The organism is Corynebacterium sp. CQ3829_602738, assembly GCF_054478435.1.
Genome location: NZ_CM137003.1, coordinates 2,037,372 through 2,061,867, shown reverse-complemented (window position 1 = coordinate 2,061,867; position 24,496 = coordinate 2,037,372). Strand labels below are relative to the sequence as shown.

25 protein-coding genes are annotated in these 24,496 nt (G+C 65.2%); 14 read left to right on the top strand and 11 right to left on the bottom strand.

Going from position 1 to position 24,496, the window contains the following annotated elements; genetic code table 11:
- Positions 1-35: 35 nt before the first annotated feature.
- Entirely contained in the window at positions 36-239 is a 204-nt protein-coding gene (locus ACX1NL_RS09975; RefSeq protein WP_458898058.1) for a hypothetical protein, read from the top strand.
- A 130-nt stretch (positions 240-369) separates the two neighbouring features.
- Positions 370-3,108 (top strand): ATP-dependent Clp protease ATP-binding subunit, encoded by a 2,739-nt coding sequence (locus ACX1NL_RS09970; RefSeq protein WP_458898057.1) that lies wholly within the window; start codon positions 370-372, stop codon positions 3,106-3,108.
- On the opposite strand, the gene ACX1NL_RS09965 is transcribed toward ACX1NL_RS09970, so the two are convergent.
- Positions 3,042-4,448 (bottom strand): alpha/beta fold hydrolase, encoded by a 1,407-nt coding sequence (locus ACX1NL_RS09965; RefSeq protein WP_458898056.1) that lies wholly within the window; start codon positions 4,446-4,448, stop codon positions 3,042-3,044. The two genes, ACX1NL_RS09970 and ACX1NL_RS09965, sit on opposite strands and share 67 nt — an antisense overlap.
- A gap of 90 nt (positions 4,449-4,538) precedes the next feature.
- On the opposite strand from ACX1NL_RS09965, the gene ACX1NL_RS09960 reads away from it, so the two are divergent.
- Complete coding sequence (locus ACX1NL_RS09960; protein ID WP_141764919.1) at positions 4,539-4,709, top strand: DUF4236 domain-containing protein; 171 nt, start codon at positions 4,539-4,541, stop codon at positions 4,707-4,709.
- Positions 4,710-4,711: 2 nt separating this feature from the next.
- On the opposite strand, the gene ACX1NL_RS09955 is transcribed toward ACX1NL_RS09960, so the two are convergent.
- Positions 4,712-7,132 (bottom strand): hypothetical protein, encoded by a 2,421-nt coding sequence (locus ACX1NL_RS09955; RefSeq protein WP_458898055.1) that lies wholly within the window; start codon positions 7,130-7,132, stop codon positions 4,712-4,714.
- 111 nt (positions 7,133-7,243) lie between these two features.
- Complete coding sequence (locus ACX1NL_RS09950) at positions 7,244-8,125, bottom strand: HhH-GPD family protein (RefSeq protein WP_458898054.1); 882 nt, start codon at positions 8,123-8,125, stop codon at positions 7,244-7,246.
- Here ACX1NL_RS09950 and ACX1NL_RS09945 point away from each other — a divergent pair.
- Both ACX1NL_RS09945 and ACX1NL_RS09940 read left to right on the top strand, forming a co-directional pair.
- A complete protein-coding gene (locus ACX1NL_RS09945) occupies positions 8,124-8,744 on the top strand; it encodes a carbonic anhydrase (RefSeq protein ID WP_239357136.1) in 621 nt (206 codons plus the stop codon). The genes ACX1NL_RS09950 and ACX1NL_RS09945 overlap by 2 nt on opposite strands.
- Positions 8,745-8,753: 9 nt before the next feature.
- Positions 8,754-9,434, top strand: a complete 681-nt coding sequence (locus ACX1NL_RS09940) for a hypothetical protein (protein ID WP_239357139.1) — start codon at positions 8,754-8,756, stop codon at positions 9,432-9,434.
- On the opposite strand, the gene ACX1NL_RS09935 is transcribed toward ACX1NL_RS09940, so the two are convergent.
- The 3 genes from ACX1NL_RS09935 to ACX1NL_RS09925 all read right to left on the bottom strand — a co-directional run bounded on the left by ACX1NL_RS09935 (position 9,427) and on the right by ACX1NL_RS09925 (position 12,758).
- Positions 9,427-10,767, bottom strand: a complete 1,341-nt coding sequence (locus tag ACX1NL_RS09935; protein ID WP_458898053.1) for a hypothetical protein — start codon at positions 10,765-10,767, stop codon at positions 9,427-9,429. The two genes, ACX1NL_RS09940 and ACX1NL_RS09935, sit on opposite strands and share 8 nt — an antisense overlap.
- A gap of 5 nt (positions 10,768-10,772) precedes the next feature.
- Positions 10,773-12,125 (bottom strand): DNA repair protein RadA, encoded by a 1,353-nt coding sequence (gene radA / locus ACX1NL_RS09930; RefSeq protein ID WP_070844591.1) that lies wholly within the window; start codon positions 12,123-12,125, stop codon positions 10,773-10,775.
- Between the two features lie 87 nt (positions 12,126-12,212).
- Positions 12,213-12,758, bottom strand: coding sequence for a hypothetical protein (locus ACX1NL_RS09925; RefSeq protein WP_269951831.1), 546 nt, complete (start codon positions 12,756-12,758; stop codon positions 12,213-12,215).
- Between the two features lie 167 nt (positions 12,759-12,925).
- Here ACX1NL_RS09925 and ACX1NL_RS09920 point away from each other — a divergent pair, with 167 nt between their 5' ends.
- From ACX1NL_RS09920 to rlmB, 9 genes are all read left to right on the top strand, one after another.
- Positions 12,926-13,516, top strand: a complete 591-nt coding sequence (locus ACX1NL_RS09920) for a CarD family transcriptional regulator (RefSeq protein ID WP_181889064.1) — start codon at positions 12,926-12,928, stop codon at positions 13,514-13,516.
- 1 nt (position 13,517) lies between these two features.
- Positions 13,518-14,195: a 2-C-methyl-D-erythritol 4-phosphate cytidylyltransferase gene (gene ispD, locus ACX1NL_RS09915; protein ID WP_458898052.1), complete on the top strand. Its 678-nt coding sequence runs from the start codon at positions 13,518-13,520 to the stop codon at positions 14,193-14,195.
- Between the two features lie 155 nt (positions 14,196-14,350).
- Complete coding sequence (locus ACX1NL_RS09910) at positions 14,351-15,823, top strand: HNH endonuclease signature motif containing protein (protein WP_141764918.1); 1,473 nt, start codon at positions 14,351-14,353, stop codon at positions 15,821-15,823.
- Positions 15,820-16,305 (top strand): 2-C-methyl-D-erythritol 2,4-cyclodiphosphate synthase, encoded by a 486-nt coding sequence (ispF, locus tag ACX1NL_RS09905; protein ID WP_311389865.1) that lies wholly within the window; start codon positions 15,820-15,822, stop codon positions 16,303-16,305. Before ACX1NL_RS09910 ends, ispF begins: the two co-directional genes overlap by 4 nt.
- A 62-nt stretch (positions 16,306-16,367) precedes the next feature.
- A complete protein-coding gene (locus ACX1NL_RS09900; protein WP_301612953.1) occupies positions 16,368-17,621 on the top strand; it encodes a hypothetical protein in 1,254 nt (417 codons plus the stop codon).
- A 9-nt stretch (positions 17,622-17,630) separates the two neighbouring features.
- Positions 17,631-18,191 (top strand): hypothetical protein, encoded by a 561-nt coding sequence (locus ACX1NL_RS09895; protein WP_458898051.1) that lies wholly within the window; start codon positions 17,631-17,633, stop codon positions 18,189-18,191.
- Entirely contained in the window at positions 18,192-18,749 is a 558-nt protein-coding gene (locus ACX1NL_RS09890) for a hypothetical protein (protein WP_458898050.1), read from the top strand. It begins immediately after the preceding gene.
- Positions 18,750-18,760: 11 nt separating this feature from the next.
- Positions 18,761-20,086: a cysteine--tRNA ligase gene (cysS, locus tag ACX1NL_RS09885; RefSeq protein ID WP_458898049.1), complete on the top strand. Its 1,326-nt coding sequence runs from the start codon at positions 18,761-18,763 to the stop codon at positions 20,084-20,086.
- A 3-nt stretch (positions 20,087-20,089) separates the two neighbouring features.
- Positions 20,090-21,022, top strand: a complete 933-nt coding sequence (gene rlmB / locus ACX1NL_RS09880) for a 23S rRNA (guanosine(2251)-2'-O)-methyltransferase RlmB (protein ID WP_269951763.1) — start codon at positions 20,090-20,092, stop codon at positions 21,020-21,022.
- Here rlmB and ACX1NL_RS09875 read toward each other — a convergent pair.
- The 5 genes from ACX1NL_RS09875 to ACX1NL_RS09855 are packed head-to-tail and all read right to left on the bottom strand — an operon-like array spanning position 20,997 to position 24,449.
- Positions 20,997-21,767, bottom strand: coding sequence for a CE1 family esterase (locus ACX1NL_RS09875; protein WP_458898048.1), 771 nt, complete (start codon positions 21,765-21,767; stop codon positions 20,997-20,999). The two genes, rlmB and ACX1NL_RS09875, sit on opposite strands and share 26 nt — an antisense overlap.
- The gene (locus ACX1NL_RS09870; RefSeq protein ID WP_301612945.1) at positions 21,749-22,444 is read right to left on the bottom strand and encodes a trehalose-phosphatase; all 696 of its coding nucleotides are present in this window, start codon (positions 22,442-22,444) and stop codon (positions 21,749-21,751) included. Before ACX1NL_RS09870 ends, ACX1NL_RS09875 begins: the two co-directional genes overlap by 19 nt.
- Complete coding sequence (locus tag ACX1NL_RS09865) at positions 22,441-22,824, bottom strand: META domain-containing protein (protein WP_301612944.1); 384 nt, start codon at positions 22,822-22,824, stop codon at positions 22,441-22,443. The genes ACX1NL_RS09870 and ACX1NL_RS09865 overlap by 4 nt, the downstream gene beginning before the upstream one ends.
- Positions 22,821-24,098: an alpha,alpha-trehalose-phosphate synthase (UDP-forming) gene (locus tag ACX1NL_RS09860; RefSeq protein ID WP_458898047.1), complete on the bottom strand. Its 1,278-nt coding sequence runs from the start codon at positions 24,096-24,098 to the stop codon at positions 22,821-22,823. Before ACX1NL_RS09860 ends, ACX1NL_RS09865 begins: the two co-directional genes overlap by 4 nt.
- Positions 24,099-24,449 (bottom strand): hypothetical protein, encoded by a 351-nt coding sequence (locus ACX1NL_RS09855; protein WP_458898046.1) that lies wholly within the window; start codon positions 24,447-24,449, stop codon positions 24,099-24,101.
- Positions 24,450-24,496 lie beyond the last annotated feature (47 nt).

Genomic DNA, 24,496 nt, shown 5'->3' with positions numbered 1-24,496 from the left:
ACGTCGTTGCGAACACGTGCGGCGAATGCGAAAAATTGTGGGCCTGTTCGCTGTGCCACGATGAGTTGGCCGATCACGGGTTCGTGCCCGTCGATAGGCAACTGCCCTCCGTGATGTGCGGCGCGTGCGGGCGCATGATGACGTATGCCGAATACGGCGCGTCCTGCCCCTCCTGCGGGCACCCTTTCAACCCTGGCTGCAAGGCCCACGAGGACGTGTATTTTCGGCCTGTTCGCTAAGGGTGAACATCGCCTCTCACCTGCGCTTATCGACGACCATGCGGGTATGCGCGAACAAACCAGGGAAGTGATGTCGGACCCCAGCGTTATGGTGGTGGACAACTGATTTAGGAAAGAAGGGGTCAGCCACATGTTCGAGCGGTTTACCGACCGGGCCCGTCGTGTCATCGTCCTTGCACAGGAGGAGGCGCGCGAGCTCAACCACAACTACATGGGCACCGAGCACATCCTGCTCGGCCTGATCAAGGAGGGCGAGGGCGTCGCAGCGAAGGCGCTCGAGTCCATGGGCATCAACCTTGACGACGTGCGCCGCGAGGTCATCGACATTATCGGCCACGGCACCCAGCCGGTGACCGGCCACATCCCGTTCACCCCGCGCGCGAAGAAGGTGCTGGAGCTTTCCCTGCGCGAGGGCCTGCAGATGGGCCACAAGTACATCGGCACCGAGTTCCTGCTGCTCGGCCTCATCCGTGAGGGCGACGGCGTGGCAGCACAGGTGCTGATCAAGCTTGGCGCGGATCTTCCGCGCGTGCGCCAGCAGGTTATCCAGCTGCTGTCCGGCTACGAGGGCGGCGAGGGCCAGAACCCGGAGTCCCCGCAGCAGAACCAGCCGGGCTTCGCGGGTGCGGGCGCGGGTCCGCGCGCTGGCGGCGGCCCGCAGGGCGGCGAGCGCTCCAACTCGCTGGTGCTGGACCAGTTCGGCCGCAACCTCACCGCAGCGGCGAAGGAAGGCAAGCTCGACCCGGTTGTCGGCCGCGAAAAGGAGATCGAGCGCGTCATGCAGGTGCTGTCGCGCCGCACCAAGAACAACCCGGTGCTCATCGGCGAGCCTGGTGTGGGTAAGACCGCCGTTGTGGAGGGTCTCGCCCTGGACATCGCCAACGGCAAGGTCCCGGAGACGCTGAAGGACAAGCAGGTCTACTCCCTGGATCTGGGCTCCCTGGTCGCCGGTTCCCGCTACCGCGGCGACTTCGAGGAGCGCCTGAAGAAGGTGCTCAAGGAGATTAACCAGCGCGGCGACATCATCCTGTTCATCGACGAGATCCACACCCTCGTCGGCGCGGGTGCCGCCGAGGGCGCCATCGACGCGGCTTCGCTTTTGAAGCCGAAGCTGGCGCGCGGCGAACTCCAGACCATCGGTGCGACCACGCTGGACGAGTACCGCAAGCACATCGAGAAGGACGCCGCTCTTGAGCGCCGCTTCCAGCCGGTGCAGGTGGACGAGCCGTCCGTGGAAGACACCGTGCAGATCCTCAAGGGCCTGCGCGACCGCTACGAGGCGCACCACCGCGTGTCCTACACCGACGACGCGCTCAAGGCGGCCGCGACGCTGTCGGACCGCTACATCAACGACCGTTTCCTGCCGGACAAGGCCGTCGACCTTCTCGACGAGGCCGGCGCCCGCATGCGCATCAAGCGCATGACCGCCCCGGAGGACCTGCGCGAGGTGGACGACCGCATCTCCGAGGTGCGCAAGGAAAAGGAAGCGGCGATCGACGCCCAGGACTTCGAGAAGGCCGCCGGCCTGCGCGACACCGAGCGCAAGCTGGGGGAGGAGCGCTCCGCCAAGGAGAAGAAGTGGCGCTCCGACGACCTGGAGGAAATCGCCGAGGTCGGCGAGGACCAGATCGCGGACGTGCTGGCCAATTGGACCGGCATCCCGGTGTTCAAGCTCACCGAAAGCGAGTCCAGCCGTCTCCTCCACATGGAAGACGAGCTGCACAAGCGCATCATCGGCCAGGACGAGGCAGTCAAGGCCGTCTCCCGCTCCATCCGCCGCACCCGCGCCGGCCTGAAGGACCCGAACCGTCCGTCCGGCTCCTTCATCTTCGCCGGCCCGTCCGGTGTGGGTAAGACGGAGCTGTCCAAGGCGCTCGCCGAGTTCCTCTTCGGCGACGACGACTCCCTGATCCAGGTGGACATGGGCGAGTTCCACGACCGCTTCACCGCCTCGCGCCTCTTCGGCGCCCCTCCGGGATACGTCGGCTACGAAGAGGGCGGCCAGCTCACCGAGAAGGTGCGCCGCAAGCCGTTTAGCGTGGTGCTTTTCGACGAGATCGAGAAGGCGCACAAGGAGATTTACAACACGCTGCTCCAGGTACTCGAAGAAGGCCACGTCACCGACGGCCAGGGCCGCAACGTGGACTTCAAGAACACGGTGCTGATCTTCACCTCGAACCTGGGCACGTCCGACATCTCCAAGCCGGTCGGCCTGGGCTTCACCGGCGACACCGCCGCGGATTCCGAGGCGCAGTACGAGCGGATGAAGGGCAAGGTCCACGACGAGCTGAAGAAGCACTTCCGCCCCGAGTTCCTGAACCGCATCGACGAAATCGTGGTGTTCAAGCAGCTCAGCCAGGACGAGATTGTCAAGATGGTGGACCTGCTTATCGGCCGCGTGGACAAGAACCTGGCCGCGCAGGACATGGGCATCGAGCTGACCGAGAACGCGAAGAACCTGCTCGCGGTCCGCGGCTTCGACCCGGTGCTGGGTGCGCGCCCGCTGCGCCGCACGATTCAGCGCGAGATCGAGGACATCCTGTCGGAGAAGATCCTGTTCGGCGAGATTGGTGCCGGCGAGATCATTACCGTGGACGTCGAGGGCTGGGACGGCGACGTCGAGGCTGCACGCAAGGAGCGCGGCAAGGCCGCGCCGGACGCGACGTTCACCTTCACCCCGCGTCCGCGCCCGCTGCCGGCAGAGGCCTTCGACGTGGAGCCGGAGGACGAAGTCCGCGACATCGAGCCGGAGCGCACCCAGCCGGAGTCCGAGGCCTCAGAGTTCCCGGATGAGCGCGAAGATCAGAAGGGCAGCGAGGGCAAGGAAGGCGACGACGGCAACGAGGGCAACGGCCCCGAGCCGGTGTAAGCGTAAGCCCACAAGCCCAGGGCGCCGAGGATTGCGACAACGATCGCAGTGATCTCCACGGCGTTGAGCCCCTCGACCACCTCATACTCGGGGTGGTCGGAGGGGCACACCTGTTTCATGGGCTTGCCCTTGAAGCGGTCGGACAGCCAGTCCGAGACGTTGCCCGTCTGCAGCACCAGCGGCAGCGCGTGGCCGGAGCCCGGCGCGCGCGGGGTGAGCTCGCGGCGGCCCGCGGAAAGCGGTTGCGTCGGCGAGCCCGGCACCACCACGCGCCGGTACTCCACATCGGCGCCGATCGCGCAGTAGTCCTCGGCCAACTGGGTGGCCTGCGGCTCCGGCACGAGGTCGTCGTCCGGGTTGGTCAGCACCATGATCGGCGCGTTCGGCTTCACCTTGCCCAACTTGTTGCGCTCGAGGTACTTGCCAATCCGCTCGTCTTCCTCCGCAATCTTCGCGAAGGTCTTGCCGTCGACGAAGATGTCGCCCGTGATCTTCGGGGCGCGCATCGACGCGTCCACCACGCACGACGTTTTCAGATCCTCCAACAGTTTCTTGCCGTCGTCGGTGAGGTACTCCTGGATGGCGTCGCGGAATTCGGGGTAGGTCTCCGAGTAGCTGGCGGCGGCGAAACCCGCCACGGCGGTGAGCATCGGCGCGGCTGCCTGCTGCAGCACGGCCAACGGGTCGGCCGGGGGAGCGCCGGCAAACGTCCCCACCACGTTGAGCTCCGGGGCGTAGTCGCCGACGAGCTCCGCGGCCGCCGCAGCCGCGCCGCCGCCCTGTGAGTAGCCCCAGAACGCCACCTTCTCACCGTCTTTGGACACGGCGCGGGCGGCATCAATCACTGCCCGGCCCTGGTCGACGCGGTTGAGGTAGGTGTGCAGACCGTCTGTGCCCAGCCCCATGTAGTCGGTGACGACCACGCGGTAGCCGTCGTCGAGAAGCATTTGCACCATCGGTGCCTCGTAGTTGATGTTCACCGTGCCGCCCGGGCCGAGCGAGGACAGCATCGACGACGCCGCCGACGGCGCGCACTGGTCGCCCAGGCCGCGCGTGCCCGGAGCGAGAACAACCAGGCCCTTCGCAAACGGACGGTCGTACAACGCGCCGGTGACCGGCACTTTCTCGCCGCGCTCGTTGACGGAGGTGTAGCGGATGCGCTTGCCGTTGGTGCCCGGCACCCGCTTCTTCGCGTCGAGCTCGCCTGCAGCGTCGCCCGCCGCGCCGCCCAGCGCATGCGAGGACAGCTCCGGGATGGACGACAGCGACGACGCGTCGCCGATCACCTCGAAAGTCGACGAGCCAACCGACGACAGGGACGACAACGATTCCGCGCTCAAATCCTCAGCGTGAGCAGAGGGGCAAATCAGGAGCGGGACAGCAAAAAGACACCACCGTTTACGCATGGGAAGCAGTGTAAGCTCCCCTCCATGGGAATTCAGTACCGCAAGCGCCAAAAGATCAGCGACGGCAGCTGGCTCAACTACTCCAAGTCCGGCGTGTCCGCATCACGGAAGATCGGGCCGGTCACCTTCAACTCCCGCGGTGGCGTGTACGTGAAGCTACCCGGTGGGCTGCACTACCGCGGCAGGTGGAAGTAGCCTCAGAGGCGGGACAGGACTTCGGCGTAAGGCTCGGTGGAACCCAAGTCCTCCCTCTCCGCAAACATGGAGAGGTGGCCTACGGTCTTTTCAACTAGATCAGGCGCTCCCAATTTGTGTGAGCGCTGGAGCAGCGACTCGAACACTAGCGCTGCATCGTCGCTGCGTCCCGCATTTCCCAGCGCCATCGCTTGCTCAAACATCACGTCGAGGCTTTCATGCGTCTCGCCCTTTCGGCTGAACAGGTTTTGGCACCACGCGGAGAGCTCGATCGATTCGTCGGAACGCTGGTTCCACGTCAAGTTACGGATCACAGGCCGGACGACGTGGACTAGCTCAGCCATTACGGGACCGTCATTGCTTTCATCGGCGAGCTCTACCAGCAGGCCCTTGAAGCGTTCTGAGGTAGTCGGCCACAGATCCGAGAAGAGGTCGTCCGTTAAACGGGTCACGAAACGGCACGCCGCCTGAGCACCTTCCACTCGTGCTAGCAGCCCAGTGTCTGCTTCGGGGTCGTCCAATTTGGCGTTGAGCTCGTCGAACAGGGTGGCCGCCTGTTGGAAACGGTCATAGTCCATGAGGATGTTCATGGCCGCCCCCAAATTGGCCAGGTCGGTTGTCTTATCGCCACGCTTCTCGGCTGCGGCTCCGGCCGCAAGGAGTTCGGTCGCGCCGCGTATCGGGCTGCCCAGGGCGCCCAGCCGGGTGCCTTTGATCGAGCCAAGCTTGCCGAGGTATTCAGCAACGTCTTCCACCAAATCGGGCTGGATAGCTATTGCCTCCTCGATGAGCGTGACCATCGCGATCACGTCCATGTTGCGCTCGGCATCCATCGCCCGCGCGGCGAGCGCGCCAAGCAAGGATGCGTCGAATGCGCCGGTACGCAGCATTCCGCCCACAAAGTCGAATACGCTGTGTGCCTCGGGGGAATCCAGATGTCCGTCGCGCTGCTGGAAATCATCCAAGATCCGCAGCGCTAAAACGCCTGCCTGTTCCGGCTGGACGCTAAACGCCAACGGCAGCGCCCGCATGCCGATCCGGCCGGGAAACACGTCGGGGAAACCTGCGTTTGCCATCGCGAAGACCTCAATCACCTGCCGGGTGACCTCATCGATGGCGGGGCTATCCGCGGCTTCAACGATGGAACGCAGGATGTCCGGCCTCATTTCTATGCCGTCTTCGGCGAGCTGCAGCCAGAGCTTGCTCACAACTGGGTCCTCGACCGCGCGTTTGGGCAACGCCTCGAGGCTGAAGCTCGTTTGCTGGTTCAGTGCGGCGTTGACAAAAGCGAGCAGCTCTGGGTCGTAGCTGGCGTCTAAGGGCTCGTAGCGCAGTTCGCCGGAGCCGAGCGTCTCAATGAGGCCAGCTACGGAGTTGGCGTACAACGCCGGATCGAGGTTAGGAACGCTAAAGCGCTGTTCAAAACGTTCGAGACTGTCGGTGGAGCCGGTGGTTTCTAGGACGCGTTGCGCCTGGGCGTGCTGTGCGCGGGCGAATCCGTCGGCAAGGTCGGCGCACCGGGGTGAGGCCGAGATTCCCTGCTCCATCTGCCAGCGGGGCGATGAGTAGCGTTCCAAAGAGACGTCGCCATAGCCGAGTTCGGTGGCGAAGCGGAAGAAACGGTACAAACCCTCAACAGCGTCATCTGTCCGCGAGATGAACGGTTCGGTGAAGTGCACCAGATTGAACGCCTCTTCTGTCAGACCGCCCAACAGAAGCGTGGTCGCCGTCTGCAGCGTGGTTTCGGTGAGGTTCGGGTCCGCGAAGCCGCGCTCCAAAACAAAACGGGTGCGCTGTTCCGTGGTTTCAACGGGTACGTGTTCTGCTAGCGGAAGGAGAGACTCGGCGACCATCACCTCCGGCTGCCTGGCGTCGGAAAATCCAGATGTGAGCGCGGCATCCACGACACCATCGAGCTCGTCCAACATGTGCTCCTGCAAATAGACCAGCGCCGCCAAATCGTGGCGGTGCAGCCAGCTGGATGGATCCATCTCCTCGTTGTGCACCGCATCCTCCGAGGGGAGGTAGCCGGGGAGCAGCTCGAGTGCCTGCTTGCTGTCGCCGAGGTTGTTGTAGGCGTGAATGCGAACGTGGCGTAGAGCTTCGGGGTCCTTAAAGACCCTGGGCGCAAGATCCAACAAACGCTCTACTGGGGCGCGCCCAACATTGGTTGCAAGCCAGTACATCATGTAGTCCGCCAGCAGTTGGAACCAGTTGGAGTCGCTGAACGGGTTGCTCGGGTAACGCTCCGGGTCGGATTCATGGATGTTGAGCAGTGCTTCAAATTCGTCCAGGGCAGCGACTGAGTCCAACTCGGTGCGATTCTGAACGGCATACATCCGGATCCGGTAGGCCAGCGGGTCATCGGCGTCGAGCTGGCTAAGGAGTTCGTCCGCCCTTACGAGGAAATCAACGTCGGGCATGCCTCGCCGCGCTTGGTCTAGGAGGCCCTCCCACTGAGCCTCGATGTCTTGGGGATTTGACTTTCCGGTGTGAGTCATGCCACCCACATATACCAAACGGGCATAAGCCACTTACCGCGGCAGGTGGAAGTAGCCCTTCTCGTCCTGCTCGGCCAGACCGTCTTCGAGCAGGGAAAATAGCGCGCGGGAGAGCTGTGCGGGGTCGTGCCAGAGGGCGTCGATAAGCTTTTGCTCAACGGGGCTTTCGGACTCGCGCAGCAGACGCATGATCTTGCCTCGCACGTGGCGGTCGGTGCCAACAAACTTCTGCGAGCGCTTCTTCACCTCGGCCTCAGGCTTTCCGGCCGCGAGCCAGGCGCATTCGTCACTCACCGGGCACTCCCCGCATTTCGGCGCCCGCGCCGTGCACACGAGCGCGCCGAGCTCCATTAGACCCACCGAGAACTCGGGTCCGTTTTCCGCAGGTAGCAGCGCCGCCACCTGCTCGATCTCCTTCTTGCCGGGCGACCCGAGCGCCTCGCCGCGCTCCACGCGCGCCACCACGCGCCGCACGTTCGTGTCCACAACCGGCACGTTTTTCCCGTACGCGAAGCACGCCACCGCCCGCGCGGTGTAGTCGCCGATGCCGGGAAGAGCCAGCAGCTTATCGACGTCCTCCGGCACCTCGCCGCCATGCTCATCCACGATGACCTGCGCACATTGCTTCAGGCGCAGCGCCCGGCGCGGGTAGCCCAGGCTGCCCCAGGCCCGCAGGATCTCGTCCGTGCCAGCCTGCGCGAACGCCGCCGGGGTGGGCCATCGTTCCATCCATTCCTGCCAGATGGGGGCGACCCGCTCGACCTGAGTTTGGTGGCTCATCACCTCACTGAGCAGCACGCCCCAGGGAGAAGTACCCGCCACACGCCACGGCAGCTCGCGGGCGTTGGCTCGGTACCAGTCGATGATCTTGTTTGGGCGCAGTTTCGTCACAATGCGTGCAACAATAGTGGGCATGACTGACGTAACCGATCTCCAGGCCGCCGCCACACCCCGCGAGGTGTGGGAGCTGCTGAAAGCCGGCAACGAGCGTTTCGCCACCGGCAACACCGCGGACCCGCGCCGCGACCCAGCCACCCGCCAGCAGCTCACCTCCGGCCAGAACCCGGCGGTGTGCGTGGTGGGCTGCTCGGACTCCCGCGTGCCCATTGAGCTGCTTTTCGACGCCGGCTTCGGCGACATCTTCGTCATCCGCACCGCCGGCGGCTGCGTGGACTCCGCCGTATCCGCGTCCGTGGAGTACGCCGTGGACGGCCTCGGGGTGGACCTCGTGCTCTTCCTCGCCCACGAGAAGTGCGGCGCTGTGGGCGCCGCGGTGTCCGCGCTCGAGTCCGGTGACATCCCTCCGGGGCTGACGCGCGTGTTCGTGGAGAAGATTTCGCCGGCCGTGGCGGAGGCGAAAACCCGCGGCGAACAGGTGGAGCAGGCGCACGCCCGCAACGGCGCAGAGCACCTGGTGGCGCGCATCCCAGCCGTCATTTCTGGGCTGGAGCACAAGACGGTCGGTGTGGTCGGTGCGCGTTACCGCCTGTCCGACGGCCGTGTCGAGACCACCTACGAAAACTTCGGCGATTAAGTTATAGGCATGTCGAACCAGCGCCCACTGCCTCCAGAGATTTACATGCGCCGCCGCGTGGCGGCACTCGTCATCCTGCTGGTGGTTGTGGCGCTTTTGGTGTGGGGCCTGTCCGCGTTCGCCCGCAGCGGAAAGACGGACGAGACGGAAACCACCCCCGAAACCGTGGCGGAAGCCCCGTCCACCACCCTGGCCACCGAGCCGACGGTGCAGCTTTCCGAGGAGAGCACGACACCGACATCCTCGGAGGCACCCACCCAACCGACCGAGGAAACCGCCGCCGCCCCGGTGAAGAAGGGCAGCTGCGAGCTGGCTGACCTGCAAATCCACGCGTCCAGCAACCAGCCCTCGTATGCGGTTGGGGTCCAGCCGGTGTTCTACATGGAGGTGGAAAACCCCACCGACACCGACTGCGTAATCAACCTGGACGACGACCTGCTGCGCTTCGAGGTCTACGACATGGCCACCAACGACCGCATCTGGTCCGACACCGACTGCTACCCGCCGGTGGCGGCAGGCAACGTCGAGTTCGCGCCGGGCGAGAAGCGCCGTTGGGAGGCCCGCTGGTCCGCCACTGCATCGCAGCCGGGACAGTGCGACAATCGCCCGGAAGTGAAGGCCGGCTCCTACTTCCTGCACGGCGTGATCGGGGACAATGCCTCCGACGCCAGCCCCTTCAACATCACCTAAGCCGCTCGAGCGCCTGCGAATACGCGGGCGATCCCGAGAACACCCCAAAGTCGCGCAGGTAGTTAACGGCCCACCCCATCGCCTCGGCATCGCAGGCTTCGCGCGCCCGCTGGTGCACGGACTCAAACACCATCGCGGATTCCTCGAAGCGCCCGCAGCAAAACAGGGACACTGCATTGTCGCAGAGCGTAAACAGGGTCTCTTTCGGGTTATTTGTTTTCGCCGCGACCGGCAGCGCCCACGACGACAGGTCCACCGCTTCCTCCGCCCGCTGCGTCTTCTGCAGCGCGGTGACCACGTTGCCGACGTACTGAGAACCCAGACCATCCGACGCGCCGCTTCCCACGTACTCAGAAAACGCGAGCTCAAGGCGCTTCCGTGCCGACGGCCAGAGCTGACCGAACCCGGGGTCCGCCGCGGATGCGACCCACTGCGCCACCGCCGACGCCCCTTGCAGACGCCACCACGGCGAACCCTCGCCAGCGTCCACGATGTCCTGGGTAGGGGAGACCAGGTACAGCGCTGCGTCGAACTCGTCGGTGCTCAGCAGCCTGCGCATCACCAGCGAATACCGGCGCAGGGCGGTGTCAGGCTCTTTGCCGGCCGTGTCCAGCAGCAGGCACGCCGCGGCGTCGCGCGTAGCACCCAGGTCCATGTAGTTCGCGGCCTTCACCAGTGCGAGATCTATCTCTTCCATGCCGGGGCACATCCGCTCCGGCAATCGTGACAGCGCGTCCAGGAACGCGAGGGCGTCCAGGGGCCGCCGCGCTTCGTCCGCAAGCAGGGCGAGCTGGAACACCACCACGTAGTCCAGCGACGGGTGGAACGCCACCGCGCCGGCCGCGTCGAAGATCTTGCGGGCCTGCTCCGTGCTCAGATCCAGGTCCTGCAGCACCATCACCTGCTCCACCAGCTGGTCCGGCTCCGGCAGGTGCGCCCCGACTGGAGCCGTCAACGAAAACACCACCGTGTCCGCGAAATCCGCCAGGTCGAGGCAATACCCATCCACGCGCCTGCTCGTTCCCCCGAACGCCTTCGCCAGCGCCGCCACCCGCGGGTCCGTGCCCGGCCACCGCGGGGAGGTGAACCGCACGAGCGGATGTTCCCCCAGGCCAGCGTCCAACGCGGCCGCGAAGAACTCCCCGAGGGCGCCCATCGCCTCCGCAGGATGCTCGATGAACGGCTCGGTGCCGGAGACCAGGCCCAACGCCTGGTGGTGCAGCCCTCCCCGCAGAAGAAACGTCGCCGTCTCAATCACTGCAACAACATGGTCTGAATCTGCCGTGTGTTCGCGGAGCACGTGAATAGCCCGCTGAATTTCCCCCGATTTCATGGCGCCTACTGTAGCAAGGACAGCGCCTCCGCGAGGGTGGAGACGGGGCGGACCGTCAGGCCGTCGATAGACAGCTTCTCTCCCGCAGGCACGATGGCGCCGGTGTAGCCCATGCGCGCCGCTTCCTGGAGGCGGCGGCCGAGGTTGGGCACGCGCCTGATCTCCCCGGCCAGCCCCACCTCGCCCACAACCACCGTTTTCGCAGGCAGCGGCTTCTCGTGCAGGCTCGACCACGTGGCAAGCGCGACCGCGAGGTCCGTGGCCGTTTCGGTGATCTTCACCCCGCCGACGGTGGCCACGTACGCGTCCTTGTCGTTGGTGCGCTCCCCGCAGCGCGCCTGCAGCACCGCCAGCACCATGGGCACCCGGTTGAAATCCAGGCCAGTGACCACGCGTCGCGGGCTCTTGTTCACCGGGTCCACGGTCAGCGCCTGCACCTCGGCGAGGATGGGGCGCACGCCGTCCATCGCCACCGTCACAGCGGAACCGTCCGGCGTTTGTCCACGGTGCGACAGGAACAGCCCCGACGGGTCCGGCACCTCCCGGATACCGCCGGAGGTCTGCTCGAAGCAGCCGACCTCATCAGTCGCGCCGAAGCGGTTCTTGATGCCCCGGAGCATTCTTAGCGACGACTGCCTGTCCCCCTCAAAGTTCAACACCACGTCCACCAGGTGCTCCAGCACGCGCGGGCCGGCGACGTTGCCGTCCTTGGTCACGTGCCCCACCAGCAGCACCGGGATATTCGTGGTCTTGGCCAGCGTGGTCAGCGCCGCCGTGACCGCGCGGGACTGGGCCACGCCGCCCGCCACACCTTCGACGCCGGCGGCGTGCATGGTCTGCACAGAATCCACGATCAGCAGCGAGGGCTTCAGCTGCTCAACGTGGCCGAACACCACGTCCAGGTTGGACTCGGCGGCAAGATACAACGTGTCCACAAGCGCCTCCGTGCGCTCGGCGCGGGCGCGGACCTGGCCCGCAGACTCCTCCGCCGTGACGTAGAGCGCCTTGCGCCCCTGCTTCGCCCACCGCGACGCCACCTCCAGCAGCAGGGTGGACTTGCCCACGCCGGGCTCGCCAGCCATCAGCACCACAGAGCCGGGCACCACGCCGGAGCCGAGCACGCGGTCCAGCTCCCGGATGCCGGACTTCACCGTCTTCGTCGCCGCGGCCTCGACCTTCGTGATCGGGCTTGCGGGGGCGGACGGCGTCAGCGAGGACGTCTTCACCGGGCCCGAAGCAACCGGCGCCTCCTCTTGGAGCGTGCCCCAAGACCCGCACTCGGGGCAGCGGCCGAGCCACTTGGGGGAGGAGTAGCCGCACTCGGTGCAGGTGTGGATCACGCGGGGTTTCTTTGCCATGCGCCACACCGTATAACACGGCCCCGACACGGCGTTCGAACACGAAAAAACCGCTGGTCAAACCAGCGGCAAATTCTGAAAGAGGAACTAAACCTCGCGGTCCACCTGGCCGGAAGCCAGCGTCGGGGCGGACACGGTCGCGTCCACGTCCACGGAGCCGGTATCGAACTTGAAGGTGACCGGGACGTTGCCGCCGTAGGCGAAGCCGTCGTTCACCAGGGAGGTGGCGGTGTACTCGATGCAGTTGTCGTTCTTGTCCTGCGGCATGCGCTCCAGGCCGTCCTTGGAATCAGCGACGAGCGCGCAGTTGTAGGAGATAGCGGAGGTGCTGGACACGGTCGCCGGCTTGCCGTCCACCTCGACGGACTTCAGGGTGTGGTCCTTCATGGAGGTGTCCTGGTTGGTGGCGGTGAACTTCAGGGCGGCCTGGCCGTCCTCTGCCAGCACCACGGTCACGTCGTGAACGGCGACGGAGCCGTCCTCGGTGGAGGCGCTAGCGCCGTCAACGGCCGCCACCTGGTTCGAGGTCTGGGTGATCTGGCCGGCGGAGCAGCCGACGAGGGCCAGGGTTGCGCAGCCAGCGACGGCGGCGGCAGCGACGCGCTTCAGGGACTTCACGGGGGTGTCCTCCATCATCAAACTCATTCGAGGGTTTTCTCCGCCTTACTCTAGCGTCTGCACAGTAAGTTTTCCCACTTGCTCCCCCTATTGGGCGAGCCGACCTTTGGTCGTCGATAAGCAAAATGCTCGGTGGTAGGGTGTTGGGGTCTGAACTTCGCCTAACGACGCAAGGAGCCGCAATGGAATTCAAGGTCGGAGAAGTGGTCGTGTACCCGCACCACGGAGCGGCCCGCATCGCCGACATCGAGCAGCGCGAGATGCGCGGGGAGACGCTCGATTACCTGGTGCTGCAGATTCTCCACTCGGACCTTGAAGTGCGCGTTCCGGTGAAGAACTCCGAGCTCGTCGGTGTGCGCGACGTGGTCAACGAGGAAGGCCTGCAGAAGGTGTTCTCCGTGCTGCGCGAGACCGACGTGGAGGAGGCGGGCAACTGGTCCCGCCGCTACAAGGCCAACCAGGAGCGCCTCGCGTCCGGTGACATCAATAAGGTGGCCGAGGTGGTCCGCGACCTCTGGCGCCGCGACCAGGGCAAGGGTCTTTCCGCAGGTGAGAAGCGCATGCTAGGCAAGGCGCGCCAGATTCTCGTCGGCGAGCTCGCGCTTGCGGAGCCGGTGGACGAGAAGAAGGTCGAGGAGATGGAAAAGCAGATCCAGGCCATCATCGACGCGCAGGTCAAGGCCGGTATTTCCGAGGATCCGGGCCAGGTCGACGACGATGACGAGGTGGATCTGGACGACCTCTCCTTCGACGACGAGGACGACGACAAGTAAATTGCGCCGCGAAACAGTGGCGGTCGTCGCCGCCGCCGGCCAGGGAACCCGGTTGGGCGCCGAGGTGCCCAAGGCGTACGTGGAGCTCGGCGGCCGCACGCTGCTCGAGCGCTCCGTGGCCACGATGTCCGAGGTAGTCGACCATGTCGTCGTGGTAGTCAGCCCGTCGATGGAAGCGCGCGCCCGCGAACTTCTCGCGGACTATACGGTCCAATTCGTGCACGGGGGCGCGGAGCGCGCGGACTCCATCTTCGCTGCGCTCAAAGCAATTACGCTTGACGACGCCTGCGTGGTCGTCCACGACGCCGCCCGCGCGTTAACCCCCGCCGCGATGGTCTCGCGCGTGGTCGACGCGGTGCTGGGTGGCGCTCCCGCCGTTGTGCCCGTGGTGCCGGTGGCGGATACGGTGAAACGGGTGTCGGGGGAGATCGTCGACGCAACCCTGGACCGGTGCGCGTTGCGTGCCGCGCAGACGCCGCAGGGCTTTGACCTGGGGATGCTGCGCGAGGCGAACGAAAAGTACCTCGCCGAAAAGCCTGCGTTTGTCGCCACCGACGACGCCTCGTTGATGGAGTGGTTCGGCGTTCCGGTCGCGACCGTGGAGGGGGATCCCATGGCGTTCAAAATCACCACCCCGCTGGACCTGAAGCTCGCGGAAAGCGTGGTTGGCGCAGCCTAAGCCCCGTGTCGGGGTCGTTTGCTATAAGTATGCGTGGGGGACTCTTACCTTCTTGTGTGTTCGAAAAAGAGTCCGAAAAAAGTTCTAGAAAACTCTTGACATGAAATATGTGTCGGCATTATGTTCGATAGTAGTTTCGGGAAGGAGGGTGAGACATGAGCGGAACTTTTATCACTGAGAAGGAAGGTTGCCCAGTCGCTGCTGCTGGCCAGGCGATGCGGGAAGCGGAGTTTGCAGTCTTCCACAGTTACGCCAAGCCGTTGGTGGAAGTGGAGGACTTCGAACTAGAGGCCCATTCGATCGCGATGGCGGTAGGGGAGAGCCAGAGTTGGGCTGAAAGCGGGATTCTTGGGTATTCGGTGCTGGCGGATCTGCCGAAGCTGCGTGCGTTGCAAGAAGCGACCCGAAGGCTAGATGTTCGGCGGTTGTCGGCCATCGAGTCCACGCTGAACCGCCTCAACGATCTGGCTACGCCAGACATTCTCGCGGACATGGATGAGTATCTGGTCAAGGTATTCACGCCGAGGCGGGTGGGGGCGGAGTTGCCGTCGCCAAGCTCGCTGCGTCGCCGTCTGCGCGAGCGGATCCAGCGCATCGATTCCGACCTCGCGCCGAACCAAAAGAAGATCAAGGAGCGGAAGAAAGAGAAAGACCTGCCGTTCGGCACCTGCCGGAGCATCTTCTACGGCCAGGACGACGGCGATGCCGGGCTGAATGTGGAGGGCGACCCCGTCACGGTCGGCCTGATGGAGCGTTTCGCCGAACAGGTGGCGCGCGAGCACAAGCTCTCAAGGGACGACGCGATCAAGGCAATCCTCACCGGCGAGATTCGTGCGACGCCGAAGGTCGTGCTCTACATGTTCACCTCGAAGACGCCGGGCAGCTCGTACTACATCCCGAACTTCGGGTGGACCGACGCCGACGGCACCGCCGCGGTAGAGCAGATGCTGGAGGACAACCCGCCTCACATCGTGGACCTTGACGAAGCGGAACATGCCGAGACTGAGGCATACGTGCCCACCGCCGCCATCCGTGCGCTGGTGCAGGCCCGCGACGGGGTGTGCCTCTGGCCCGGCTGCAACGTGAAAGCCGAAAACTGCCAGCTGGACCACCGCATCCCGTACGACGAGGGCGGCAAGACCACCGCGTCCAACCTGTTCAGCCTGTGTGCCCACCACCACAACGTCAAGACCGATCGCCGCGTCTACTACGCGCCTGACCCGGTCACCGGCGAAATCGTGTGGCTGCACGCGGACGGTACCTTCCAGGTCTCCGCCCCGGAAGGGTTCATCACCGACTACCTGCAGCCGGTGAACCCGAGATGGAAGACGACGCTGGAGCAACGCCGCCAGAAACGCAAGGACCGTGCCGAGTTTTACAACCGCTGCCACTCTGCGGTGGAGAAGTACGAAAACGACTTCGACTACGACGCATGCATGGCCACGATCCGCGCGATGGAGGACAGGTTCGGCATGACATTCGAGTATCCGCCGAGTAAGGAGCCGGAGGACACCCTAGATACCCTCGCCGCGCTGGAAAAGCAATGGAAGGAGATTGAGCTCGAGGAGATGCAGGGGTACTACGCCGTCCACGACTTCGGCGAGCCTGAAGTAGCGTCGTACCTATGACAAATCTTCGAGTAGGCACGGCGTTCGACGCCCACCAGATCCAACCCGGGAAAGAATGCTGGATCGCCGGCATCCTCCACGAAGGCCAGGACGGCTGCGAGGGCCACTCGGACGGCGACGTGATCAGCCACGTCATCGTCGACGCCGTATTGTCCGCCTCCGGCCTCGGCGACCTCGGCTCCTTCGTCGGCGTCGGCCGCCCGGAGTACGACGGGGTTCGCGGAATACAGCTGCTGCAGGAGCTCAAAGAGCTTCTCGACGCCCACGGCCACAGCGTCGTCAACGTCTCCGCCCAACTCATCGGCCAGAGCCCGAAGATGTCGCCGGTGCGGGAGGAAGCGGAACGGGTGCTCTCGGAGGCCCTTGGCGCACCGGTGTCTGTCTCGGCGACGACCACGGACCACATGGGGTTCACAGGCAGCGGCGAGGGCCGCGCGGCCATTGCGACGGCTTTGGTGGAACGAAAGTTCCCTATTCCGTAACTAAAGTTCCCTACCTGCGGTTTTAGCTTCCGTCCAGGAAGTTGGAGGGTTATCGTGACCGCATGCGAAAAATACGTACAGCGCTCGCTGCGGTGCTCGGAACGGTCGCGGTGGCCCACGCCCCCATCGCGGCGGCGGTCCCGGCGATGCCGCAGGGGTACCCCATTGAGAACCTGGACACGGAGTGCAGCGCCGGTGTCACGCCCGAGTGGCGCTACGGCGAGACTGCCCGCCGCTACCTCGCGGACGGCACCCTCCAGTTCACCAACCGCACCGACCAAACCGTGCCCTACACGGCAACGGTGGAGACGGGCACAAACCGCAAGATCGAGGCCAACTCGAAGGCGGCTCTGCCCAGTGGCTGGGACACCACCGCGAAGACCGATATCGGTCTGAAGGAGTCCAACGGCTGGATCGAGGGCGAGACCTTCGGCCCGATCGAGCTCGGCCCGGGTGAGTCGTTCCGCGTGGATTACGGCGTGCTGGAGAAGGACTTCATCTCCATGTTCGTCACCTGCGACAACGGCGTGCTGCGCAACGCCCCTGGTGCCAACGTCATCCGCGGCACCGGCCCGGCGGAGCGCTACGCCTTCGCGTACATCATCAAGGCGGACGGCTCCGTGTCCAACCTGGCCATGGAGATCCCGGCCCGTGCTGAAGGCGCGAATTCGAAGCCTGCCGGCGACACGTACACCGCCACCTCTGGGCCGAGCTTGGAGAAGGTGGCGGGGGAACGGGACGCCGTCGTGAAGCCTGATGCGAGCTTCCGCCGCGACGAAGAGTGGCCGCAGCTGAACGAGCCCGCACGCGAGGGCGACAAGTCCTGGTACCCGCACGACATCGAGGCGGTCGCGCCGACCTTCCGCAAGCCGGGGTACTCGCAGGACTTCCTCAACTGGTCCAAGGGTGACTACACCTTCCGCCCCGTGACGGATTACGTCGTCGGCGCGGAGAACAACCAGTACCTCAACTGGATGGGCGAGGATGGCAGGCTGCCGGAAGGCTGGCTCAGCTCCGTCGGGGCGGTCAAGCGCGCCTACATGCCGGTGAACACCCCGCTGAAACCCATCGACCTGAAGCCGGGCGACCGCGTCCGCGTCGAGTACGGCACCACGATGACGCGCATCAACTACAGCGAAATCTCCGCCGGCCGCGACGGCAAGTACTCCCGCGTGGTGACGCACCCGCAGTCGGCGGCGCCGTCCGGTTTCTGGGCGGAAGCCACCGTGACCAGCAAGGACGGAACCAAGCAGGTCATCGACGTCACCCCGGACGAGTACCGCAACCTCCCCGTACCCACCCAAACCTACCTCTAAGGAACAAACATGAAACGCACCATCGCTCTGCTCACCACCGCCGCTGTTATCGCTCTCGCCCCGGCCGCGAACGCCCTGCCGCAGCGCACCTACGACGAGACGAACCCGACCACCATCGGCGACAAGTGCGCCAACCCGGGCGACCGCGGCCAGACCGTGGAGGTCGTCCGCAGCTACTTCGACGGCTCTGCCGGCACCTGGACCGTGGCCAACTACAACGACGAGCCGCTGCCCGTGACCCGCTCGATCACCGAGACCAAGACCAAGACCTGGAACGTCACCGCGGGGTTGAGCTTCGACGTGGCCAAGCTGATCCAGTTCACCTTCTCCACCAGCTACACCGACGAGCAGTCCTACGAGGTCGGCGAAAAGGTCGGCCCGTACAACATCGCCCCAGGCAAGACCGCCGTGCTGCAGGCCGGCTGGATCGTCTCCGACTTCAAGGGCCAGGAGACCGTGTGCGGTGCAAACGGCACCTGGGAAGCGGCCGGCAACACGTTCACCGCGACGATGCCGAAGGAGCGCCACGTCCGCGTGAGCACCCGCGAGAACACTGACTGGGGTGCGTAAATGAAGCGGGTGATCCCTGCGCTGGTGGCAGCGTTGCTGTTTGCTGCTCCCGCCAACGCGCAGCCTTACGACTTCGAGCTCCCGCAGCGCTGGAACGAGGACCTCGCCCCGGGTAGCTACTGCGCCACCCCGGGCATGACCGACACCTACGTCGACGCCACCCGCCGCTGGTTCAAGCAGACCGACGCCGCGAGCGTGGGCAACGACACCGAAGGCCCGGTGCCGGTGGAGCAGACCGTGAAGCAGAAGCGTGTGCAGACCCTGGAGGTTTCCGGCACCTTCACACCGAAGGGTGACCTGGTGAAGAACGTCTCCCGCGCGTACGGCTGGAACTACGTGCACCAGGCCACCTGGTCGCTGAACCAGGTGGTCGGCCCGTACACCCTCGATGCCGGAAAGCAGGGACGGCTGGTGTGGGGCTTCACCATGCTCGACGGCGACGCGCAGGACGTGAAGTGCAGCGCGGACCAGGTCTGGGAGCCGGTGGGTAAGCCGTACGAGTTCAGCGTTCCGGAGGCGCGCTACTCGGAGCTCAAGGTGGACGAGTCGTCTCTGTAGACTGCGGTGTTGTGAAGCAACGCATTTTCGACACCAAGACCCGCACACTGCGCGACTTCGAGCCGATTAGGCCCGGCCACGTCTCGATTTACCTGTGCGGCGCCACCCCGCAGGCCAAACCGCACATCGGGCACCTGCGCTCGGGTGTCGCGTTCGACATCGTCCGCCGCTGGTTTTTGGCCAACGACTACGATGTCGCGTTTGCGCGCAACGTCACGGACATCGACGACAAAATCCTGACCAAGGCGCGCGAACACGACCGCCCCTGGTGGGAGTGGGTCTCCACGTATGAGCGCGAGTTCACCCGCGCGTACGACACCCTCGGGGTGCTACCGCCGTCCGTGGAGCCGCGCGCGACCGGGCACGTCACCCAGATGGTCGACTACATGCAGCGGCTTATCGACGCAGGCTTCGCCTACACCCGCGAAGGCTCCGTCTACTTCGACGTGAACGCCTGGGTGAAAGCCGGCGGAGACTACGGCTCGATCTCCGGCAACAAGCTGGAGGACATGACAGGCGACGACCCGGACTTCGCCCTGTGGAAGGCCGCCAAACCGGGCGAGCCGAGCTGGCCCACCCCGTGGGGGCCGGGCCGCCCCGGCTGGCACCTCGAGTGCTCCGCGATGTCCACCTGGTACCTCGGCTCCGAGTTCGACATCCACGGCGGCGGGCTGGACCTGCAGTTCCCGCACCACGAAAACGAGCAGGCGCAGTCGCATGCGGCCGGCGATGGGTTTGCCCGCTTCTGGATGCACAACCACTGGGTGACCATGGCGGGCGAGAAGATGTCGAAGAGCTTGGGCAACGTGCTGTCCATCGACGCGATGCTCGAGCAGGTTCGCCCGGTGGAGCTGCGCTACTACCTGGGCTCCGCGCACTACCGCAGCGTGCTCGAGTACTCGCCGGAGGCGCTGCAGGAGGCGGCGGCCGGCTACCGGCGCATCGAGGAATTCGTCAAACGCGCCGGCATGCCCGAGCCCACAACCTGGACCGACGGGTTCGCCGAGGCACTCAACGACGACTTCTCGGTGCCCAAGGCGCTCGCCGAGATCCACAACATGGTGCGCGAGGGGAACAAGGCGAAAGATCCAGCGCCTATCGCAGCCCAGGTGCGTGCGATGGCGGTGGTGTTGGGTGTGGATCCGGGGGCGTGGCCTTCGTCGACAAGCAATAGCAACGCGCTCGATGTGCTGGTGCGCGCCGAGCTGGAGCGGCGCGCGGTCGCCCGCGCGGAGAAGGACTGGGCGACTGCCGACGAGGTGCGCGACCGGCTGGCCGCGGCCGGCATCGAGGTGACCGACACGGCCGACGGGCCGCAGTGGCAGGTGAAGGAGTAGATCATGGCGAAACCGTACGAGCGGCCCGACAAGCAAAAGAAGAACAAGAAGGGCCCCACGAAGGGCTCCGGCGGACAGCGCCGCCGCGGGCTGCGCGGCAAGGGTGCGACCCCGAAGGCGGAGGACCGCGTCTACCACGCCGCGCACAAGCGCAAGCTGGACCGCCAGCGCCGCGCGCAGGGACGCCACGACCGCGAGGTCGCCGACATGGTGGTCGGCCGCAACCCGGTGGTGGAATGCCTGAAGGCGAAGGTGCCGGCGGAGGCGCTGTACGTGGTGGCAGGCACCGGCCACGACGAGCGGCTGAGCGAGGCCGTCGGGATGGCCAACTCCAAGGGCATCCCGGTGCACGAGGTGCCGCGCCAGCAGCTCGACGCGATGACCGGCAACGGCATGCACCAGGGCATCGGCCTGAAGATCCAGCCGTACAAGTACGCGGACTTTGACGATCTGCTCGAGTCCGTGGACGGACCCGGCATGTTCGTGGTGCTGGACAACATCACGGATCCGCGCAACCTTGGCGCCGTGATTCGCTCGACCGCGGCCTTTGGGGGCAATGGCGTGATCATCCCGGAGCGCCGCTCGGCGCAGGTCACCGGCGTGGCGTGGAGGACCTCCGCAGGCACCGCGGCGCGCCTGCCCGTGGCGCGCGTGACCAACGTGACCCGCACCGTCAAGCAGTTCCAGGACAACGGCTACACCGTCGTCGGCCTCGACGCGGGCGGCGAGCACACCCTGGACACCTTCGACCAGGCCACCGACAACGTGGTCATCGTCGTCGGCTCCGAAGGCAAGGGGATTTCGCGCCTGGTGCGCGAGAACTGCGACGTGATCATGTCCGTGCCCATGGAGGACTGGGTGGAATCCCTCAACGCCTCCGTCGCGGCGGGCGTGGTGCTAAGCGAGTTCGCTAGGCAAAGAAGAACTCGCGGATAAGCTCCCCGCCGGTAGGGGACTTCGGGTTGTGGCCCAGGCGCGGGTCGAGGTCCTTGTCTACTGGCACCATGTGCCCAGCGCCTTCGAGGGAGACGAGGCGCACCGGGTGCTCGCCGGTCCAATCGTCGACGCGGAGCTTTTCGCTTGTCGACGTTACGTGGCCGGTGCAGGCGTTTAAGTCCGCAAAGAACTCGGCGGAATCGAGGGCGGATCTTGTGGGTCCTCGGTTGTTGCCGCCGATGCCGGCCACGCCGCCGTCGTAAGGCACGAGCTTGTCTTCTGTGCCCTGGACGGCCAGAAGCTTCGTCGGCTGGTAGTTGTCGGCGGTGGTCAGGGTGTTGTCCTCGGTTGGCATCGACGCACCGAAGGTGGCGGCGCCGGTGAGCAGCCCTGGGGCGTCGTAAAGCAGACGCATAATCATTTGCCCACCGTTGGAAAAACCGCAGCCGATCACCGTGTCGGCGCTGTAGTGATCGACGAGTTTCGTGAGGAAGCCGACGTCGTCGATGCGCATGCGGCGCGCATCCTCGCTGAAGCCCGCGCGCAGGTCGTTGAAGTGGTGCTTGATGCCGTCCGGGTAGACCACAGTGGGGCCGAGGCCCTCGAAGGTGCGGTCCGTGAAGTTGCGCAGCACGTTGCCGGACTGCAGCGAGCCGTGGAGAACCAGAAGGAGGGCGTCGGCGTTCCCCGGGATTTCAATCCAGCGGCGCTCGTGGCCCTGGTGGACTAGCGCGTGGCGCTCCATGCTTCCCTTTCGTCGGCGAGTTGGGTGAGCAATTGTGCCATGGCGTCGACATTTGGGACTCGGCGGGTGGCCCGCGATGGCTTTGTTCCAACTTTGATGCCGAGGTCGTGTTCCTCGAGCACCGCCATCGCGTGCTCGTCCGTGTCGTCGTCGCCGGCGAAAATGGTGCGGTCAAATGCCTGCTTGTAGGCGTTGAGCCAGGTGCCCTTCGTGATCTCCACCGCGGAAAACTCCACCACGTTGTGGCCCTGGGTTTTCGGCCGGCCTTGCGTGTCGATGGCGTTCGCCGCGGCGAGGATGGCTTTGGCTGCGGTTGGGTTTTGTACCTTCGCCACGTGGAGGACGCGCTGGTACGGCTTGACCTCCACGTAGGCGCCGTCGGTGGCGAGGGCGTTGAGCCGTTGCTCGATGTGGTCGAGGTAGGCGCGGTCTTGGTCTTCGAGTTGTGGCCCCGGCTCCGCGCCGTGGGAGCCGATGATTGTTACTGGGAGGTCCGCCGGAAGGACCTGCTTGATGCCCTCAATGTGCCGGCCGGTGAGGATGGCCACCTCGGTGTCGCGGATGGCTGCGAGGCGGCGGATGGCGGCCTCTGATTGTGGGTGGATGCGGACCGCGTACGGGTCCGGGTTGAGCTCGGCGAGGGTGCCGTCGAAATCCAGGCAGACGAGGAGCCTCATCGCATCAGCCTTATCGTTTCGCCGGATTCTGCGACGAGGATCATCTCGAAGTCGGCGGGGTGGGAGACCTGGAAGGATGTGCCTTCGGTGAGCAGTTGTGTGAGCTGGTCGTGAGTGTGGCGGGCCCAGCCGGAGCAATCGCCCGGGTCGCTGAGTTTGAGGTCGGTCAGCGTGATGGTGTCTTCGCCCTCGAACGAGCCGGACACGTCAGAGCAGCCGGTGGTGCCGGTGAACCTTTGGTCGTCGATACGCACGCGCGCCACCGAGGCCTCAGTGGCGGGCTGGTCCTCGCTGGTGCGCAGCGAGACAACTTGCCACGTCGGTGCCGGCGCGCAGGCTGCCAGGGCGAATAGCGGCAGGATTGTTAGAGCGCGCTTCACAGCTCCTCCAGGAAAGATTTCGCCCACGCGGCCACATCGTGCTCCATCACCCAGTCATGCATGTGGCGCATGCGCGCCGGATCCGGGTCGGTGGCCGCGAGGATCGCCTCCTTGATGGATTCCAGGTCAAACGGGTTGCACAAATACGCCTGGTTGAGTTCCACGGCGGCGCCCGCGAACTCGGAGAGCACCAACGCGCCGTCCGCGTCCGGGTGGGCCGCCACATACTCCTTCGCCACCAGATTCATGCCGTCCTTGAACGGGGTGACCAGCATGATGTCCGCGGCCGCGTAAAAGGTGCCCAGCTGCTCCTTCGGGACGCTGCGGTGCACATAATGCACGACCGGACGGCCCACCTCGCCGAAGCGGCCGTTGATGCGCCCGATGGCCTCCTCGACCTGCTTGCGGGTGGTGCGGTAATGCTCGATGCGCTCGCGCGACGGGGTCGCGATCTGGATAAACGCGATGTCGTCGAGCTTGCCCTCCTCCAACAGTGACTCGATGGCCAGCAGGCGCTGCAGGATCCCCTTCGTGTAGTCCAGGCGGTCCACGCCGAGCAGCACGTGCTTCGGGCTGCCGACGGCGTCGCGTAACGCTTTGACCTGGTGCTGTGTCGCGGTTGCGATCTCCCCCGAATCGATGGAGATAGGGAATGTGCCGGTGCGGATGTCGTCGGTGAGCAGGCGGAAGTTGTCCTCGTCGGTATGGCGCTGGAAACCGATCAGGTCGCAGCCCTTCAGCCCCTCGAGGATCTCGTCGCGCCACGGCAGCTGCTGGAACAACGCCGGGGCGGGGAAGGGGATGTGCAGGAAGAAACCGATGGTCACGTCCGGGCGGAGCGCCTTGAGCATCCCCGGCACGAGCTGGAGCTGGTAGTCCTGCACCCACACCGTGGCATCTTTGGCGGCGGCCTTCGCGGTCGCCTCCGCGAACTTGCGGTTGACCTCGACGTAGCTGTCCCACCAGGCCTGGTTGTACTCCGGCTGGACAATCAGGTCGTGGTAAAGCGGCCACAGCGCAGAGTTGGAAAAGCCCTCGTAGAAGCCCTCGAAATCATCCTGGTCCAGGGTGACAGGCAGAAGGGAAATGCCGCCGAACTCGAACGGCTCGAGCGTTTCGCCGATGTTGCCGGGCCACCCCACCCAGCAGCCCTCGCGGGCGCGCAAGACCGGGGCGAGGGCAGCGACAAGGCCACCCGGGGAGACTTCGTAGTGGTCTCCCACTTTGTCCACCGGCAGGCGGTTCGCCACGACGACGAACTCGTTGTCCCCCATTTAGGCCTTCTTGGCAGTCTTCTTCGTCGACTTCTTGGTGGCCTTCTTGGTGGTCTTCTTCTTCGTAGCCTTCTTCTTGGTCGACTTTTTCTTGGTGGCCTTCTTTTTAGTCGCCTTCTTCTTGGTGGCCTTCTTCGGTGCCTCCTCCTCAGCCTCCTGTTCCAGCTCCTCGACGTACCGCTTGTACACGAAGCCCTTCGGGGCAACCCCCAGCATGGACATCAGCGTTACGCCGTCCAGGAAATCTTCGGCGTAGGTTGCCACGATCCGACGGGCACCCGAAGCCGTCTGCTCCTCAACAGCGTGCATCGCCTCGGCGGTAGGGCGCGAATCAGTGATCTTGGGTGGCACTACGGTCTCCTCCTAGCATCAGGCGTCAAGGGTTTTCATCCTACGCG

Coding starts and splice junctions, on each gene's coding strand:
- ACX1NL_RS09970 (WP_458898057.1), top strand. CDS start 370: ATGTTCGAGCGGTTTACCGACCGGGCCCGTCGTGTCATCGTCCTTGCA.
- ACX1NL_RS09960 (WP_141764919.1), top strand. CDS start 4,539: ATGGGAATTCAGTACCGCAAGCGCCAAAAGATCAGCGACGGCAGCTGG.
- ACX1NL_RS09955 (WP_458898055.1), bottom strand. CDS start 7,132: ATGCCCGACGTTGATTTCCTCGTAAGGGCGGACGAACTCCTTAGCCAG.
- ACX1NL_RS09945 (WP_239357136.1), top strand. CDS start 8,124: ATGACTGACGTAACCGATCTCCAGGCCGCCGCCACACCCCGCGAGGTG.
- ACX1NL_RS09950 (WP_458898054.1), bottom strand. CDS start 8,125: ATGCCCACTATTGTTGCACGCATTGTGACGAAACTGCGCCCAAACAAG.
- ACX1NL_RS09940 (WP_239357139.1), top strand. CDS start 8,754: ATGTCGAACCAGCGCCCACTGCCTCCAGAGATTTACATGCGCCGCCGC.
- ACX1NL_RS09935 (WP_458898053.1), bottom strand. CDS start 10,767: ATGAAATCGGGGGAAATTCAGCGGGCTATTCACGTGCTCCGCGAACAC.
- radA (WP_070844591.1), bottom strand. CDS start 12,125: ATGGCAAAGAAACCCCGCGTGATCCACACCTGCACCGAGTGCGGCTAC.
- ACX1NL_RS09925 (WP_269951831.1), bottom strand. CDS start 12,758: ATGGAGGACACCCCCGTGAAGTCCCTGAAGCGCGTCGCTGCCGCCGCC.
- ACX1NL_RS09920 (WP_181889064.1), top strand. CDS start 12,926: ATGGAATTCAAGGTCGGAGAAGTGGTCGTGTACCCGCACCACGGAGCG.
- ACX1NL_RS09910 (WP_141764918.1), top strand. CDS start 14,351: ATGAGCGGAACTTTTATCACTGAGAAGGAAGGTTGCCCAGTCGCTGCT.
- ispF (WP_311389865.1), top strand. CDS start 15,820: ATGACAAATCTTCGAGTAGGCACGGCGTTCGACGCCCACCAGATCCAA.
- ACX1NL_RS09900 (WP_301612953.1), top strand. CDS start 16,368: ATGCGAAAAATACGTACAGCGCTCGCTGCGGTGCTCGGAACGGTCGCG.
- ACX1NL_RS09895 (WP_458898051.1), top strand. CDS start 17,631: ATGAAACGCACCATCGCTCTGCTCACCACCGCCGCTGTTATCGCTCTC.
- ACX1NL_RS09890 (WP_458898050.1), top strand. CDS start 18,192: ATGAAGCGGGTGATCCCTGCGCTGGTGGCAGCGTTGCTGTTTGCTGCT.
- rlmB (WP_269951763.1), top strand. CDS start 20,090: ATGGCGAAACCGTACGAGCGGCCCGACAAGCAAAAGAAGAACAAGAAG.
- ACX1NL_RS09875 (WP_458898048.1), bottom strand. CDS start 21,767: ATGGAGCGCCACGCGCTAGTCCACCAGGGCCACGAGCGCCGCTGGATT.
- ACX1NL_RS09870 (WP_301612945.1), bottom strand. CDS start 22,444: ATGAGGCTCCTCGTCTGCCTGGATTTCGACGGCACCCTCGCCGAGCTC.
- ACX1NL_RS09860 (WP_458898047.1), bottom strand. CDS start 24,098: ATGGGGGACAACGAGTTCGTCGTCGTGGCGAACCGCCTGCCGGTGGAC.